The 15,864-nt window shown below is 43.4% G+C and carries 11 protein-coding genes; 6 read left to right on the top strand and 5 right to left on the bottom strand.

Translation table 11 applies throughout. The features are described from left to right. Positions 1 to 324: 324 nt before the first annotated feature. On the bottom strand, positions 325 to 4,434 hold the full coding sequence (locus tag A8F94_RS09130) for a phosphodiester glycosidase family protein (RefSeq protein ID WP_066198719.1): 4,110 nt from the start codon (positions 4,432 to 4,434) through the stop codon (positions 325 to 327). Between the two features lie 765 nt (positions 4,435 to 5,199). On the opposite strand from A8F94_RS09130, the gene A8F94_RS09125 reads away from it, so the two are divergent. Continuing rightward, positions 5,200 to 5,850, top strand: coding sequence for an MEDS domain-containing protein (locus tag A8F94_RS09125; protein ID WP_066198716.1), 651 nt, complete (start codon positions 5,200 to 5,202; stop codon positions 5,848 to 5,850). A gap of 108 nt (positions 5,851 to 5,958) precedes the next feature. Here A8F94_RS09125 and A8F94_RS09120 read toward each other — a convergent pair whose 3' ends face one another. Beyond that, positions 5,959 to 6,849: a glycerophosphodiester phosphodiesterase gene (locus A8F94_RS09120; protein WP_066200374.1), complete on the bottom strand. Its 891-nt coding sequence runs from the start codon at positions 6,847 to 6,849 to the stop codon at positions 5,959 to 5,961. A 227-nt stretch (positions 6,850 to 7,076) separates the two neighbouring features. On the opposite strand from A8F94_RS09120, the gene A8F94_RS09115 reads away from it, so the two are divergent. Both A8F94_RS09115 and A8F94_RS09110 read left to right on the top strand, forming a co-directional pair. Then, positions 7,077 to 7,535 carry a hypothetical protein gene (locus A8F94_RS09115; protein WP_066198713.1) on the top strand — a complete coding sequence of 153 codons (459 nt, stop codon included), beginning with the start codon at positions 7,077 to 7,079 and terminating at the stop codon, positions 7,533 to 7,535. A 112-nt stretch (positions 7,536 to 7,647) separates the two neighbouring features. Beyond that, on the top strand, positions 7,648 to 8,460 hold the full coding sequence (locus A8F94_RS09110; protein WP_066198711.1) for a hypothetical protein: 813 nt from the start codon (positions 7,648 to 7,650) through the stop codon (positions 8,458 to 8,460). A 59-nt stretch (positions 8,461 to 8,519) separates the two neighbouring features. Here the strand turns inward: A8F94_RS09110 and tatC are convergent, their stop codons facing one another. Further along, positions 8,520 to 9,248 (bottom strand): twin-arginine translocase subunit TatC, encoded by a 729-nt coding sequence (gene tatC, locus A8F94_RS09105; protein ID WP_066198708.1) that lies wholly within the window; start codon positions 9,246 to 9,248, stop codon positions 8,520 to 8,522. A gap of 85 nt (positions 9,249 to 9,333) precedes the next feature. After that, positions 9,334 to 9,534 carry a twin-arginine translocase TatA/TatE family subunit gene (locus tag A8F94_RS09100; RefSeq protein ID WP_066198705.1) on the bottom strand — a complete coding sequence of 67 codons (201 nt, stop codon included), beginning with the start codon at positions 9,532 to 9,534 and terminating at the stop codon, positions 9,334 to 9,336. A 683-nt stretch (positions 9,535 to 10,217) separates the two neighbouring features. Between A8F94_RS09100 and A8F94_RS09095 the strand changes: the two genes are divergently transcribed. Both A8F94_RS09095 and A8F94_RS09090 read left to right on the top strand, forming a co-directional pair. Beyond that, entirely contained in the window at positions 10,218 to 11,663 is a 1,446-nt protein-coding gene (locus A8F94_RS09095) for an alkaline phosphatase PhoX (protein WP_066198703.1), read from the top strand. Positions 11,664 to 12,101: 438 nt separating this feature from the next. Next, a complete protein-coding gene (locus A8F94_RS09090; protein ID WP_066198700.1) occupies positions 12,102 to 13,496 on the top strand; it encodes a dipeptidase in 1,395 nt (464 codons plus the stop codon). A gap of 156 nt (positions 13,497 to 13,652) precedes the next feature. Here A8F94_RS09090 and A8F94_RS09085 read toward each other — a convergent pair whose 3' ends face one another. Then, positions 13,653 to 15,350, bottom strand: coding sequence for an alpha-keto acid decarboxylase family protein (locus A8F94_RS09085; RefSeq protein WP_066198697.1), 1,698 nt, complete (start codon positions 15,348 to 15,350; stop codon positions 13,653 to 13,655). 218 nt (positions 15,351 to 15,568) lie between these two features. On the opposite strand from A8F94_RS09085, the gene A8F94_RS09080 reads away from it, so the two are divergent. Next, the gene (locus tag A8F94_RS09080) at positions 15,569 to 15,844 is read left to right on the top strand and encodes a hypothetical protein (RefSeq protein WP_066198694.1); all 276 of its coding nucleotides are present in this window, start codon (positions 15,569 to 15,571) and stop codon (positions 15,842 to 15,844) included. Positions 15,845 to 15,864: the final 20 nt, after the last annotated feature.

Below are 15,864 nucleotides of genomic sequence, written 5' to 3'. Positions count from 1 at the left end.
TTTCGTAGCCCCAACATTATCTTCATGTAATGCTGAAACCAGAGAGTGTATTGCTCGAACAACGCTGTCTGCATTTATTAGTATAGGGCTTAAATATTAAGGGAGTTTTAATAGAGTGTGAAGTATCTTGTAAATAAGTTTTAATAAATTGAAAATTGGGTGGAGGGGCTTCATCCTTTTGCGGAGCCACAAGTTCAAAAATGAATTGTTTTTTATTAGCTAAATTACCTCCGGGACACCGATGCTTTATTGGTTAATTCAGCTTTTCCATGGCATGAAAAAGGCGACTGAGATTTCCCCTCAGTCGCCTTCTCCTGTGAAATTTTATTCTTCGTCCTTATCGAAATACTCTTCATTCTTTACTGTGAATTGATCGATTGTTTCACCATCTGATGTGATGGTTGTAAAAGTGATTGTGTCCTTTTCGACTTTTGCATGCATGGAGACTGCGATTGGGTCCATGTTGACGTAGTCGAATTTTTCATCGGCGACTGCGTCGTAGTGTTTTTTACCAGTAGTGCCAGCGACGATGTAGACAGTGCCGTTTGTGTCTTCCTGGCCGCCCTTGATTTTCTTCGTCCTGCCATAGGAATGGTCGTGGCCGGAGAAGACGATATCGATGCCAAGTTCATCGACAACCGGCGGAAGCTTCTGATTCATGATGGCATTGCCTCCGAATGGGTTCGTGAAATATGGCGGTTTGTGGGTAACAAGGATTTTCCATGGTTTATCGCTATTCTTTACATCCTGCTTAAGCCACTCGAGCTGTTTGTCGAGTACTTCGGCGCTGTCTGTATAACCGAGAACACTAATGTGCATGTTTTGGTACTCAATAGAATACGTGCCGCCCTTGTCAACGTCTGGCCCGTTTTCCGGGTTGTTGAAAATGGCTTTTGCCAGGCTGCCATCTGGGTCGCCCATGTATTCATGGTTGCCGAGCGCAGCTACTAGGTCGGTTGAGCGGATGGAGCTGATACTGCTCATCAGGCTTAGTGCGTCATCCCATTGTTTGAACTTGGCCGATTCATCGATCAGGTCACCGACATGGATCATGAATGATAAATCGTTTTTGCTTTGGTTCTGAAGAATTTTGCCAAAATCACTTAAATCGGAAGGAGATTGAGTGTCGCCGAAAACGGCAAACTCGAAATGCTGTTTCCGCTTCTCAGTCGTGAATTCCTCGATTGCTGACCAGTTCTGTCCGTCGCCAACCTGGTAAACATACGTTGTTCCCTGCTGCAGTTTGCTTAAAGTTACCTCATTGACTCTGACAATCCCGTTTTTTGCAATATCAAGCTCGCCCGAGAAAACCTGGTTACTTGATGTACCAGTGGCGGTCGTAAGTGCATTTTCGCCTTTGCGCTCGTAATCCTGCTTGCGGGCAAACTTGACCATCGCCTTGCCGTCAGTCAGAGGGCTGGACATCCAGGTGAACGACTTCATTTTATAAGGGTCTCCTGCGGGATTGGAAAGGATATTTTTGATTTCATCTTCCGCAGCTAGGGCAGGGTATGTCTGCGTGTTCACCTTGAACGAGTACTTGCCGTCCTTTACCGCATATAGGGAAACTTTTTTGACTTCATCTGTGATTGGGCCAGAGATTAGCTGGCCATTTTCATCAGTTGTGCCAAGTGATAGCGGCTCACTGCCGCCTTCAATGGCTGCAAAGACTTCTGCGCCGCTTGCTGGCTGGTTATTGCTATCCTTAACTGTCATGGGAGTTGGTTTGCCGATTAAAATCGGGTCGGCTGTAATCGTAAACGCACCTTTTACTTCCTTGCTTGCCGGAACCATTGAAAAAGTCGGAACAAAATTGCTGCCGGCATCATTCCTGAATTTCAGCATTGCCTGCGCTATCTCATAGGTCAGCTTGCTGCCTTCTTTTGTAGCAGCAGGTATACGGACTTGAATGGTTGCTGCATCGCCGGTAGCTGTTGCCCCGGTATTCGTGAGATTTAAGGTAAGCGTTCCGGTTTCTTTTTCATAGACATACGTACTTTCGTTGAACCCGTTTCCGAACTGGACTCCCTCAACAGGGAAGTTTTTATCAATATTCAGCTTAATGGTTGAACCTGTCAGTCCCGCTGGATTTGTTGCCTTTACAGCCAGGTTGAACAGGTCACCGAGAAGCGGGTGGTCCTGCTGACTGGAAACTTCGATTTTTGCTGCCCCGGTGTTCACGGTAAAATAGACTGTCTTAATGGCTTGGTTGCCGAATTTGTCCGGTACCATCAAGGTGAGTTTATGGGTTCCGTCCGCCCATGTCAGCCCGCTGAGAGACACGGATCCGTCCATATCATACGAGTAATGGCCTTCCTTGTTCGTGTAATTTACCCCATCAACATAGATTCTGATTTTTTCCCAGTCGATGCCGGTTTTGAATGGGTCGTCTTCATATTCACTGACATTTGCCTTTATACCTACTGCATTTGTGTCAAAATTTTTCCCATCAACATTGATGGACTCAATGACTGGAGGATTCAAATCATCCATCTTTTCACCGTATACGGCACGGATGTTGTCAATGTAGACTGTTCCTTTTGACATCGGGCCTGTAATGCCTGACTTTGTCGACATCATCCGGAATGTTTGCGTAGAATGCAATTTGAATGGGCCTGTGGAAGATTCTGGAATTGGTGCTTCAATGTACTTCCAGCCTGTCCAGTCGACGCCCGGTTTTTCTTTTGTCAAATCAATCGATTGGTTCTTGCCGTTTCCATCGACAATCATCATCCTCAACCAGTAGCCCTGCGCTTCAGGAGTTGCATACACCCACATACCGATGCCGGTCGGGCTGTCGCTGATTGGCGTATTGGCGCCAGGCCCTGCATACACGCCAAGAGTTGTTCCGGTCTGTGCATTCGTAAAATCAAAATCCAATTTTAAGGACTGATTGCCGAATCTCACTTGATCCGGGTAGGTGGAAACGCTAAGAATTCCTTTTTCACCGCGGCCGGCAGTGGACGTTCTCCAGCCAGTCATGCCTTTTTCATAGTCAAAAATAACCTCTGGCATTTTTCCGACCGATACCTTCATTTGCGCGGAAAGGCTGGTTCCCTTTAGAGTCGCGGTAATCATACCCGATACATTTTTATCACCTGTATGTAGGACTCCTGCTTCATCAATTGTCCCCATTCCTTCAGGGAGTGAGAATTCTATGTCCTGAAGATTCCAATTGACCACCCTTTTTTGGAACTTGGCAATCAAATTGAGCTCGGCTTCATTGTTTCTAGCGACTGTGAGTTCAGGTGAAGCGAATGCAAGTTCATCCGGCTGGGCGATTTCGATGATACTCCTGCCGACCTGCTGCCCTTGGTGATTTAAAAGAATCTCGAATTGGCCAGCTTTTCCGTTTGAGACGAACGTTCCAGTTTCATCGATTGTACCAAAGGACGAATCGGATAATGACCAACTTAATCCGGATTGCGGAAGAGGAGCAGACGCCATCGATTTGTCTCTTCCCTTTGCCGAAAACTGGATGGTTGACCCTGGTGTAAAGGACTTGTCATAAGGCTCGATATGTGCCGACGCGAAAATTTGATCGGACGGTTCTTTTGTAACCACGAGCCAGGTGTTGGCCACACTTCGTTCATTGCGGTCGGACGGTTTATTGTCGAGTTCAAGTGTATCTCCGCCTAGCGTGCGGGTTGTGAACGTTGCTGAACCGCCTCCATCTAGATTCAGGGCACTCACCGCCCCAAGATCAATCATCAATTGTGCCAAATCAGGCATGGAAATACCGGCAGAATACGGTTCTTGCCGTCCATCAATGACTACGAAAAATACATCGCCATCCTGTTTGATTCCGACTGCGGTCCGTGGTTCCTTATCTGCCCCCGTTTGTGGGGTCTGAAAGATTTTACTGTCCTTTACAAGGATGGCATTGCCGCCAAGGGCTTCCTTGAGCTGATCCTTTATTGCGGCATGTGCAGTTGCATCGCCGATCACGGCTTCCCCGGATTTGGTGATTCCGAAGAACTTGTGCGATCCGCCATTTCCCTTTATTGCCTGTCCATCTTTGTAAACAATGCCAAGCGGCTCACCGGTAGCCATATTGTAAAAATCAGCATTCACGGCAGCAACAACTTTATGGTTTTCGCTATCCGCAGCTTTTGCCTGCTGCCTCACCGGCTGCAGCCCAAATGCAGTGCCGTCGTTCGGTGTACCTGCTTCGATTGAGACAGTTGGATTTTGGATATCAACATCGACTACAAAACTCTCAATCTTCTTACCGTCTTTTCCTTCAAAGCTATAATGCTTCTCTTTTACACCTGGTGCCAAATCTGCCTGGTACTGATTGATCGGGACAGGTGCGATAGAAGACTGTAAATCAAATGGGCCAAGGGCGGATGTCAAGCTTGGCGAAATAATACTTCCTGCGAGGGCAAAAGAGAGAGTAACGGGCAGTATTCGTTTTTTCCAATTTGGACGCATGAGGTTCCTCCCAATTTAATAAGAATGATAGAAAGGCAAAACACAACAATACTAGTGTAACGGACAGGTACATTTTTATTATTAAGCGAATGTTAAGAATTTACAAACCTTTTTGGGGATAAAGCCTTAGTGTTAACTTGGGAAAAAAATGCTGGGGTTGCCTGGTTTACGCTTAGAAATAATTTAAATTTTCTCGGATAAGCGGTAAGAAATCTCGGACGGATAAGTTGTGTGCAATATAAATTAGCGGCTTGTTGGGTTGGTGGAGCCTTTTAGAATATTGACTGGCTTTTCTTTCACTTTGATGTTTTCCGAGGCAGGGAGATAGTATCGAAGTTTTGAAAATCTCGGATATATGACGTAAACCCTCGGATAACCATCCAATCAATAAGGGAGGGGGCCAGTGTATGTGCCTCATGTTTAAAATACAGGGGAAAGGAAATCGGTTGGCCTTTGCTCTTTTTTGGATTCAACAAAAATCTGCTCGAGTAAGGTTTCGGTTGGAGGGCTTTCTAAAAGCCAATTGAAGCCACGCGTTTGATTAAGTACAATTATTCACTATCTGAACCAGAAAAAACTTTGATGAAATTTTTTTAATACGATGGCTATTTATGACAAAATTTTCATGTCATTGTTACAAACCAATGTTATGCTTGGAAATGTAGGTAGCTGAAAAGGTGATGATGAATGCCCCTGTTACCATACTTCTTCACAAAGGAACTAAGGGAGTTTTTTACTAGCTTATGATGAGAATGGGGTGCCGTATTGGAAAAAACGAATTTTAAAAGTATCAATCACCTTAAAAACCATACTGAGGGACATATATTATATATTTTCGAGAACCTAGAAGAGTATATAAATCATATAGAGGACTTTGTTATTAGCGGTTTGGAACAGAATCAATATTCAATCATAATAGAAAATGACCGAATTAATCTCATGTTGAAAAAAAGGCTTGCAACGATTTTGAGCCATAGCCAATTAAAGAAAGTAATCATCATCAATAATTTTGATTTTTATTATGCTAAGGGAGATTTTCAATGTAATTCAATCTTCGAATGCCTGCCTAACTTAATTGAAGGCTATACAGAAGAGGGAGTTGCTGTCCGAAGCTGGGCTCACGTAGAATGGGGAGATGAACGTGAAGTACATAAAAAATTATCCATCTCTGAAAAAGAAGCTGATGTAATTGTTAGTGAAAAAAGACTTCTCTCCGTTTGTGCCTACGATTCTGATAGGGTCAATGAAAAACTAAAAGGAAACCTTTCAGGTCGGCACAACTATCTTTTGAAGGATCTGGGAAGCAATCATGAAAGTTTATTGAAAGAATCCAGCGAAGAAAGAATCCAGCTATTACTGGATAGAAGGGCATTCAGAGAAGAATATTATAGAAGACTCGCTAAGAAGTGGCATTAAATGTACTGTTAATTCCAATCGCTAAAAAAATAAGGAAAAGACGTGTGGCCGATACACACGTCTTTTCCTTATGTCATTTATTAGAAAGCACCCAAAAACGTATTTTTATTAATTGCGTTTTTTCATAACTTCTTGAAGACGGTCCGGGAAGTTGGTGAACATGCCTGTTACGCCCCAATCCAGCAGTTTTTCCATATCGGCTGTTTCGTTTACTGTATATGGATGGATCAGAAGGCCGCTCTCACGGACCTTTTGTACATAGGCTTCATCGATTGTGTCATGGTTCATGCCAAGTCCAATGCTATAAGATTTGTACTCTTCCAGCTCTTCATCTGTCAAAGTTGCTGGCTGATCGTACCAAAGCAATTGCACCAATGGAATGGTCGGATCCATTTCGTGCGTAATTTTAAGGCTGTCTGCGCTGAAGGATTGAACAATGACTTTACTGGAAGGCACATTTTTCCCTGTCAATTTATACTCGTTTAGGATTTCCACTAGTTTTTCTTCCATGCCAGGGTAAACTTCAGGAGATTTTGTTTCAATGTAATAGCGGGCGCCGGTACCGAATGTTTCAATAACTTCCTGCAATGTCGGAACTTTAAGGCCGACATACTCTGGCTTTGCATACTGTGGATATTTCTCATTGAACCAAGAGCCAGCATCAAGCTGTTTGATTTCAGCGAGTGTAAAGTCCTTTACAAGGCCGGTCCCGTTCGTGGTACGGTCCAACGTTTCATCATGCATGGCAATCAGTTCGCCATCTTTTGTCATTTGAAGGTCAATTTCTATGTAGTCACCTTTCATTTGCTGGCCGAGCTTGTAAGCAGGAATCGTATGCTCAGGAGCATGGCCCGATGCACCGCGATGCGCAACATTCAGGATTTTGTTGGGATTAAGAGATGGCTTAATCAGTTCCGCCGCCTGTACCTGGCTCACTGCTCCAGTCCCAATACCGATAATTGCTGCAGACATCATGACATTTCGGAAAATACTTTTCATCTTCATTTAAAATCCCTCCATTCATTTAGTCACTTAAAGACTACTAAACGTAAATGAATTGAGTGTGAAGGAGGAGTAATTATATAGTTATAAAATTGTAAAAAGTGAAAATGCCAGGATGCTTTTGGTAAACAGGGGATGTTCCGGAAACTAGAACCTCCCCATTTGCATACTATTTCTTTAATAAATACATATCCTTTGATATAGCCAATTTCAAAGGAGTGCTTATGTATAAACGCAAACGTCCAGCATTGTTGGTGGTTGGCCTGATTTTAGTGGCGATTGTTGGTTATTTTATTGTCCTGGCAGTATCTCCGAGCCAGAAGGCGAAACGAGTTGTGGATGAATTTTATTCATTTGAACAGGAAGGGAATTTCGGCGATTCGTGGAACCTATTGCATTCAGTTATGAAGAAAAAGTGGCTAAAAACTACGTACATAACCGATCGATCACATGTATTTATAGGGCACTTTGGAGCGGACACATTTGAATATTCGATTGGGGATGCAGAAAAAGTTAGTGGCTGGAGGATGTCCAAGGATACACCCGTTTTTAAAAAGGCTTATAAGTTTGAGGTGATTCAAGAGTACAGGGGGAAATATGGGAACTTTGCATTCTTGCAATATGTTTATGTGGTGAAAAATAAAAGAGGGGATTATGAAATTATTTGGGACTATAACCAATAGTGTTGGCAGGGAGGGACGGTTCTGGTTTGCCATGAGGCGAATGGGAACCGGCCTTTTATCCGTTGAGAAGGGAACTTCCGGTTTTTGTTGAATTATAAGGATAGAAACGTAAATGTCAGTTGGAAACGGAAAGGGGGTAAGTCCCATTTTCAAATTAAGATTACTTATATTACTTTTTGGCCTATTTTTCTTAAGTGGATGTGCAGGGGACCAAGAGGAAAAAGAAGAGCTCAAACAACATGAACATGAGTTTAAAAGTTACTTGCAGGAAAAATACGGGGAACCCTTCGAAATCAAGGAAATATCAAAGGTAAGAAAATATTTCGGCGGCCCGATTATTATTAGAGCGAAAGTTTTCCCCGCCGGCCAGGAAAAGCTTGTTTTTAGGATGAGTGCCTATGAAGAAGAAGGAAAGTTTACTGAAGACTACTTGGCAACTAAATGGAGCAGGGAAGCAGAAGAACTTACAAAACAAGCAATCGAAGAGGTTTATGGTAAAGATGTGGAATATCAGTTTAGCTTTTTTGTAAAGGAAAACATAATGAAGCAGGAAATAATAAGCAAAAAAGAGCAGTCGTTATCCTATGCCTTGTCCCAGTTCAACGATCAACTTGATCCTTTTGTACATATTATTGATGTAAAGAAAAAGGTGAATCACGATATACAATTTTTAGAACTATATGATTTCATATCTTTTTTAAAAGAGCACAATCTCCAAAATACACGGATTCATCTGGAAATCTATTCCAATCATTATAAAAATAAGATTGCGAGAAACCCGAAAAAATTTCTTGAATTAGGATTCACCGATAGAGTTCGTTATGAGCAGGATAAGATTATTTCATTTAGCATTTTAGTTAAGGAGGGTGATACTTCCTCAGTGAAGTCTCCAGAAGATATTGCTCGTATTTATTATAATGACTAATTGTAAATGGGGACGGTTCTGGTTTGTCTATGGCTAACCAGAACCGTCCCCCTATTTGCTTAAACCTGCACAGCAGTTTCTACATTAATTCTTTTTTTGTAAATGAAGCTGGAGAGGGATACGCTAATTTCGTATAGCGTCAGCAACGGAACGATGACCAGGATGTCCGATACTAAATCGGGCGGCGTGATTAGAATCGATACAACGACCAACGCAAAGTAGGAGACTTTTCGTGCCTTCTTGAGTCTAGCCGGATTCAAGATTCCCAGTCGGGTTAAAAACATGACGACGAGTGGCATTTCAAAAATAAACCCAAACGGCAGAGTAAGGTTGATCATAAACCCGAAATATTTTTCCGCCGTAAACATTGTTTCAAATTCCCCCGCTGAGAGGCTTGTAAGAAAGCCCAACACGATTGGGAAGAGTACGAAATAACCAAAACAAATTCCCAAAATAAACAACAAAAATAAACCCGGAATAAACTTAAGCGTTACTTGTTTCTCTTCATCTTTCAATGCAGGCGCAACAAACTTCCATAGTTGATAGGCAGCCAGGGGAATGGTGCCTGCAATTGCAAACACACATGCTAACGTCATATATACCCATAAAATATCACTTGGGCCAAGCACAGCCAGCTTTCCGTCAAAATCCCTGATTAGCCAGCGATACAAATCAGATACAAACACCATACTTACAATTAAAAAAAAGATAAAGCCGCACATAGTTATGATGATACGACGGCGGAGTTCCTCTAAATGTCCAATGAGATGTATATCTCTGTCTTGCATTTGCATTGCCTCCTCTTTTATATGTGCAGGAAAATCTAAAAGAAGATGTAAGCACAACGTGTCGCTTACATCTTCTTATCTTTGGCTAAGCCTTTTTTTCTTCAGCAAGCACTTTCTGTTCTTTTGTTTGATCTTCGTCGGCTACCAGCTCACGGGTGGATTTTTTAAATTCCTTTAATGTCGATCCGACCGCTCGTCCCAATTCAGGCAATTTAGATGGTCCGAAAATAATTAACGCAATCACAAGGACGAGAATTAATCCCGGAATTCCGATGTTTTGTAGCAAGAACTACACCTCCAGTGAGATTATTATGGGTGGAAATGAATCTAAAACCGTTTCTTTTTTCAGGCTGTGTTAATGGATGGTGTTGATATTTTAAAAGCGTTGATTGAAGCGGAAGGCACGTAGACTCCAGCGGGAGAAAAGGTCAGTGGGAGACCCCGCAGGCGGTTACGCCGAGGAGGCTCCCAGGCCGCCCGCGGAAAGCGAAGTGCCTCGTGACAGGCAAAAACCGCCTGTCTCTGCGATGATTAATCTTAGAAGCTTTCCTTTGTGGAGTGGAAATCAACATTCAATTTAACTAACACAGTCTTTTTTCAAAAAAAGAATGGTTTACTGTTGTATGCCTCCTTTGAAGTTGGTTATGTAAACACCTTGATTATAGTGAAATAACAAGTAAATGTTTATAAAACGAGTGTAAAGAATAGTAAAAATAGTATTAAAATTGTTAAGGCAGTATAGTTTAAACCTTGGTTTTTCTGTGATTTTCGCCCGATAAAGTGGATATTCCAATAATAACCAACGCAGGAAGTATAAGCCGTATCAGTCTTGGCAGCCCTTACAACCCTCCTTAACATTACTTAATAATTTTTAATTTAACACTTACATGGAATCCATCAATTATTAAAATTCGCAGACTATTCTAAACGTGTGCTTCAAAATTTACCTGCGAAGGAGATACATACCATATGGATACTAAACAAACTTCGAAAAATGGCTTGAACAGACGCGATTTCCTGAAAGCTGGAGGAATGGGTACACTTGCTCTTACTCTCGGATCAACTGGTGTTCTAACACTTGGATCAAAGGTTTTAGCTGATAAAAATGATAATCCTGCAAGCGGCTTTGCCGGATATGGCCCTCTTGTCCCAGACCCGAATGGAATTCTAGATCTTCCACAAGGCTTCCACTACAAAATTATTTCAGTAGAGGGCGAAGCGATGACAGACGGAAGCAAAATTCCTGGAATGTTTGATGGGATGGCGGCTTTTGAAGGACCAAATAATACAACGATTCTAGTTCGTAACCATGAATTAAGTAATAGCGCAAAACATCCTGTCGTTGGAAAAAACCCTTATGACCCAGCGGCTGCAGGTGGAACAACGGCGCTAGTTGTAGGTGCAAATCGTGAGGTTATCAAAGAATATGTAACTTCTTCCGGAACAATCCGAAATTGTGCTGGCGGTGCAACTCCATGGGGAACGTGGCTGACTTGTGAAGAAACACGTTCCGCAACACACGGTTATGTATTCGAGGTCGATCCAACACAACCGGAGAACGAATTGTCCAGAACTCCTATCAAGGAAATGGGGCGTTTCTCACACGAAGCATGTGCAATCGACCCATCAACAGGTTATGTATATTTAACTGAAGATGCCAGCCCAAGTTATTTCTACCGTTTCATTCCGAATGACACCAGCCAAACAGTAGGCTCTTTACATAAAGGCGGTAAGCTTTATGCGGCAGCGATTGAAGCAGTAACAGATCCAAAAGCAAGCACGTTTAAAACAGGCCAAACATTCCAAATCGTTTGGAAAGAAGTTGATCCTCACTTATGCCGCGAGGAAGCTAAGGCTCAAAACTGTATCGAATTCTCTAGACTAGAGGGGGCGTTCTTCCAAAGCGGAGTCTTCTGGTTCGATGACACATCAGCAGGCGAGAAAAAGCTTGGACGCGTGTACCGTTATATTCCTCACACCAATACATTAGAGCTATTCTATGAGGGAAATGACGCCAAGGATATGGAATATCCAGATAATATCTGCATGACTCCATGGGGCGATCTGTGGATTGCGGAAGACGGCTCCGGCCAGGACCGTCTGCTTGGAATTACACCAGAAGGAAACGTCTATGTTTTTGCCGCCAACCGCCTGAGTGATTCTGAATTGGCAGGCCCAACTTTCTCACCAGATGGAAACACTATGTTTCTAAATATTCAAGATCCAGGTAAAACCTTTGCGATCTGGGGACCTTTCCAGCGCAGGAACTCAGCACGCGCAAGGGAAATGTCTTATGCTGCTCCAGCGAAACTTGCTCCACAAGTATCGGAAAAAACAGCAAAGGCTGCTGAAGCACAAGGCATGTCCATCCTCGAGGCAGCAGCATTCGAACGCGCTGGTGTCAATATCGGTTAAGGCGAACAGTTCTAGTTTTCTGGAAAAAGCTTAGTAAAGATAGATACAGGTATCAGGAAATCTCTCCAGTCTTATGCTGGAGAGATTTTTTTTGAGAATATCACATCCCGCTTATGTAAGGGAGAAGATGAAGTGGCTGGTTTATCTTTTTGTCGGCAGCCTTTGTTAATTTCATTTGGGAAATATTATTTAGGTACTGTTATCTTTATAGGGAATAATGACCGTTGCTCTGGAACCATTATGCTCAAACAGCTCTCAAACAGGGACTAACTTCCTGTATTTACCATATTTATTGACATCAAAATATTCTGAATATAGAATGGGGACTAGTAAAGATCTTTACTTTCATACTTAATCTCTCACATATAAGGAGGCTGCAGGAGCTGCCTTTTTTAAGGAAAAAGAATGCATAAGAGCGGTGAAAATAGGAGGTTCAATATGAAAAAGCTATTTTATCTGGGTTTGGTGACGCTATTGGCTTTGTCTGTCTTTCTTACGGCGGGCTATTCTTCAAACGCAAAACAGCTTTCTGCACGGGACATCCATTTTAATGCAACAGTGGTAGATGGCCATAACGATACGATGATGAAAGCCGTCAATCCGACCACATGGCTTCCTGAAACCGACATCAGAGGCAATACCGACTTCCACATTGATATTCCAAAGCTGCAAGCGGGAGGACTGAACGTTCCTTTTTTCGCGGCTTATACATCCGGATATTATGGAAATAATCCTCGCAGCATCAGCAGGACTTTGGCTCTGATCAATGCTCTTTATTGGACGGAAGAGCGAAATTCAGATGTTATGGAAATCACCACATCTCTAAAGGAAATTGAAAAGGCGAGGAGAGAAGGCGCCTATTCCCTTGAACAGCACAATGCCATTGAATTGCTTCACCAATATTATGACCTTGGAATAAGAGCCCTTGGCTTTACATGGAATTATTCCAATGCGCTAGGGGAAGGTGCCAACAGGGTGTATGGAGATCCAGCCAGGACACCGTCCCCGACGGGATTAACAGAGCTAGGAAAAGAAGTAGCGCAGGAAATGAACAAACTGGGGATGATTATCGATGTATCCCATCTATCAGAACAGTCATTCTGGGATGTGATTGAGGTTTCAAAAGCGCCGATTATGGCCACCCATTCGGGTGCATCCTCATTAAGGGAACACGCACGCAACCTGACAGATGAACAACTGAAGGCTCTCGCTGAAAACGGTGGTGTCGTGGGAGTTGTTTTCTATCCTGATTTCCTGAAATACGGCTATCCGAATGAAAAAGTATATATTAAGGATTATGTCGACCATATCGAGCACGCAGTAAAAGTAGCCGGAATTGACCATGTGGCCCTCGGATCCGATTTTGACGGAGGACCGCTTCCTTCTGACATAAAAGATGCATCCGAGCTTTACAAAGTAACAGAAGAATTATTCAGCCGCGGCTTTTCTCAGCAGGACATTGAAAAATTACTTGGAAAAAACACACTGCGGCTCCTAAAAGAAGTGGAGAAGGCAGCAGAGCATAATCCTATAGAAGCTGGCCAGGGACTGACCATTACACCAGCATTAAAAATGGGTGAAACTGTTCCAAGCAATTCACCGCTTTTGACAGCCAACCTGAAAAGAATAAATGGCGCACCGATTGATGAAAGCAGCCTTAGGGTGATAGTGGACGGAATTCCTTACAGTCCAGAATATAATAAGGAAACATCGACCATCTCCCTCCAGCTAAAAGAACCATTGAGAGAAAAATTCCATGTTGTAACATTTGAAGCGGCCAATACAGCTGGAAAAGTTGAAAAGGAAACAAGAATCTTCTATATTAACCAATAATCTGAAAGAAGTACCCCCTTCAGCCGTTTTATCCGTGCTGCCTGGGGTACTTTTCTTTTTGCTTATTTAATCACCATGGATGGTGGATTGACACGAGCAAAGAAAAGGGGACGGTTCCGGTTTGCCGGTTGGCAAACTAGAACCGTCCCTGCTAATCTACATTTGCTGCTGTTTGAATTTCCTCATTTGGTGCATGTATTCCGGTGCATCCATCGGGTCGGCGGCGATCATTTCGATCAAACAGAGTTTTTCGTCACATTCCTGCTCCGCCTCGGTTATCGCCTGTTCAAGCTCCCCATTGGTCCGGACTGTTTTTGTGAACAAATTGCCACCAAAGGCTTCGGCGAGCTTTGTGTACGACCAGGCCGGGATGTTGTTGTACTGCTGCTCGTCCGGTTCGGTTTTGACATTCAAGTATTTCTCGATGGTATAGCCATCGTTGTTCAGGACGAATATCATCGGTTTGCAGCCATAATAAAGCATCGAGCTGATTTCCTGGGCCGTCAACTGCAGGGAGCCGTCTCCGGTAAACAGCAGAACCCGTCGTTCCGGCGCGGCGATACTCGCACCGTAGGCCGCTGGGGTGGCATACCCAATCGACTGCCACCCTCCCTGTGAAATATAGGTTGTGTTGCGGGGCAGTCTTACCTGGGACATCCCGTAATAGAAAATTCCTGTTTCGGCGATGACAATATCGTCTTCTTTCAACATTTGCTGAAAACGCGGAAAATAGCTGGCAGCCTTAAGCGGATCATCCGTACTGCCAGTGATTTCTTCGTACGGAAAGCTCACTTTTTCCGGCTTCGCCTTGCTCCTGTATCCAATTTGTTGTACCTCCTGCAGCATGTCGGCAGCCTGTACATCCGGATATTCAGATACACCGATTTTGACCATGTCTGGCTGGATTTCAATTGTGTTATGCGGATTCAGTTTTGCGGTGAACGACGCAGTGTTCGTATCCGCCCACACCGGCCCAATCGCAATGACGCAATCCGAGCTTTCCACAATGCTTTGGACTTCGGAACTGCCGAACGTACCGGCGTACATTCCGATATAATTCGGGTTGGATTCGTCAAATGCACCCTTCCCGTACATCATCGTCGCGACAGGCACATTCATCGCATTGGCCAGCTCCCGGACGGCCGTTTCAAGGCCAAATCGCACTGTCTTAACATCGACGAGGATTACCGGCCGCCCGGCAGGCTCCAGAAGACGGCGGACATGATCCGCAGCTTCCTGCAGTTTATCCTGGTTCGAGGTTGTGAGAGGCGATTCCAGCTCATCAAGGACGGATACCGGCTTAGCCACTACATCGTCGGCTATAACCAGATACACAGGCTTTTTCTTTTCCTTTGCAACCCGGATCGCAGCCGTAATTTCCATTCTGGCGTTATTCGGCGTCACAACTGCAGTATACGCGGTAATCGGCTCATAGACTTTTCGGAACACGTCGAAATTTCCGTCCATCAGAGTGTGGTGCATAAGTTTCTGGTCTTTTTGAGACTTCTCGGGTGGTGCACCGACAATATGAATGATTGGGACATGTTCGCTATTGGCACCGGCTATTGCATTACAGGCGCTCAGCTCGCCGACCCCAAATGTCGTAATCAGAGCGGACATGCCATTGATCCTGGCATACCCATCCGCTGCATACCCCGCGTTTAATTCGTTCCGTCCATTATAAAATTGAATGCCGTCATATTGCTGAAGTGTATCAAGCAATGTGAAATTATAGTCTCCCGGCACCCCGAAAATTTCAGTAATGCCCTCCTGTTTTAGGCAATCAAACAAATACTCGCCAACCGATTTTTGCTCTATTGGAGTTTGCTTGCTGTTGTTATTCATTGAGGTCATGTTCTTTATTGCACGCTCCTTTCAATCATAGCTGCTTACGTTTAAGATTTACCCTACTTGAGGGAGAGTATTCGTTGGATGAAGAGGGGGGTGATGCATTTATGATTAATCCAGGAAGGATTACCAGAGTTTTTGTTGAAATTCATATATAAGGAAGGAAACGCTATTGGTATTTATCGGGCGTTGAGGTTAAGCAAAAACTGTCAGGTGGGTTTCAAATGAAGATAATACGATTTTTCTTTGAGGATCAAAAAAGAGAAAGCAGCAAACCTTTTAAGATTATCCATACATTGATTACTGTTTCTTTACTAATCACAGCACTTCTAGCCTTTATAGTTGGATTTGGCTTTTTTATAAAATCAGCTCTTTTACTTGGTGGTATTATGTTCTTAGTCAATGGAATAGAAGGCTATTTAATGAAGGATCAGAGGAAGAAGATAGTTACAGATTTATGTGTATCGGTTTTATTGTTTGTAAATTACTTTTTGCAATGATGGAATGCAGTGTAATTAAA

It is taken from the genome of Bacillus sp. FJAT-27225 (assembly GCF_001685025.1).
Classification (GTDB): Bacteria; Bacillota; Bacilli; order Bacillales; family Cytobacillaceae; genus Bacillus_D.
This window is presented reverse-complemented; position numbering and strand designations above follow the sequence as displayed.

Bases quoted from the DNA above. Each gene is read 5' to 3' on its own strand.
- A8F94_RS09090 (WP_066198700.1), top strand. From the start codon at position 12,102: ATGAAAAAGCTATTTTATCTGGGTTTGGTGACGCTATTGGCTTTGTCT.
- A8F94_RS09110 (WP_066198711.1), top strand. From the start codon at position 7,648: ATGTCAGTTGGAAACGGAAAGGGGGTAAGTCCCATTTTCAAATTAAGA.
- A8F94_RS09085 (WP_066198697.1), bottom strand. From the start codon at position 15,350: ATGACCTCAATGAATAACAACAGCAAGCAAACTCCAATAGAGCAAAAA.
- A8F94_RS09130 (WP_066198719.1), bottom strand. From the start codon at position 4,434: ATGCGTCCAAATTGGAAAAAACGAATACTGCCCGTTACTCTCTCTTTT.
- tatC (WP_066198708.1), bottom strand. From the start codon at position 9,248: ATGCAAGACAGAGATATACATCTCATTGGACATTTAGAGGAACTCCGC.
- A8F94_RS09115 (WP_066198713.1), top strand. From the start codon at position 7,077: ATGTATAAACGCAAACGTCCAGCATTGTTGGTGGTTGGCCTGATTTTA.
- A8F94_RS09095 (WP_066198703.1), top strand. From the start codon at position 10,218: ATGGATACTAAACAAACTTCGAAAAATGGCTTGAACAGACGCGATTTC.
- A8F94_RS09120 (WP_066200374.1), bottom strand. From the start codon at position 6,849: ATGAAAAGTATTTTCCGAAATGTCATGATGTCTGCAGCAATTATCGGT.
- A8F94_RS09080 (WP_066198694.1), top strand. From the start codon at position 15,569: ATGAAGATAATACGATTTTTCTTTGAGGATCAAAAAAGAGAAAGCAGC.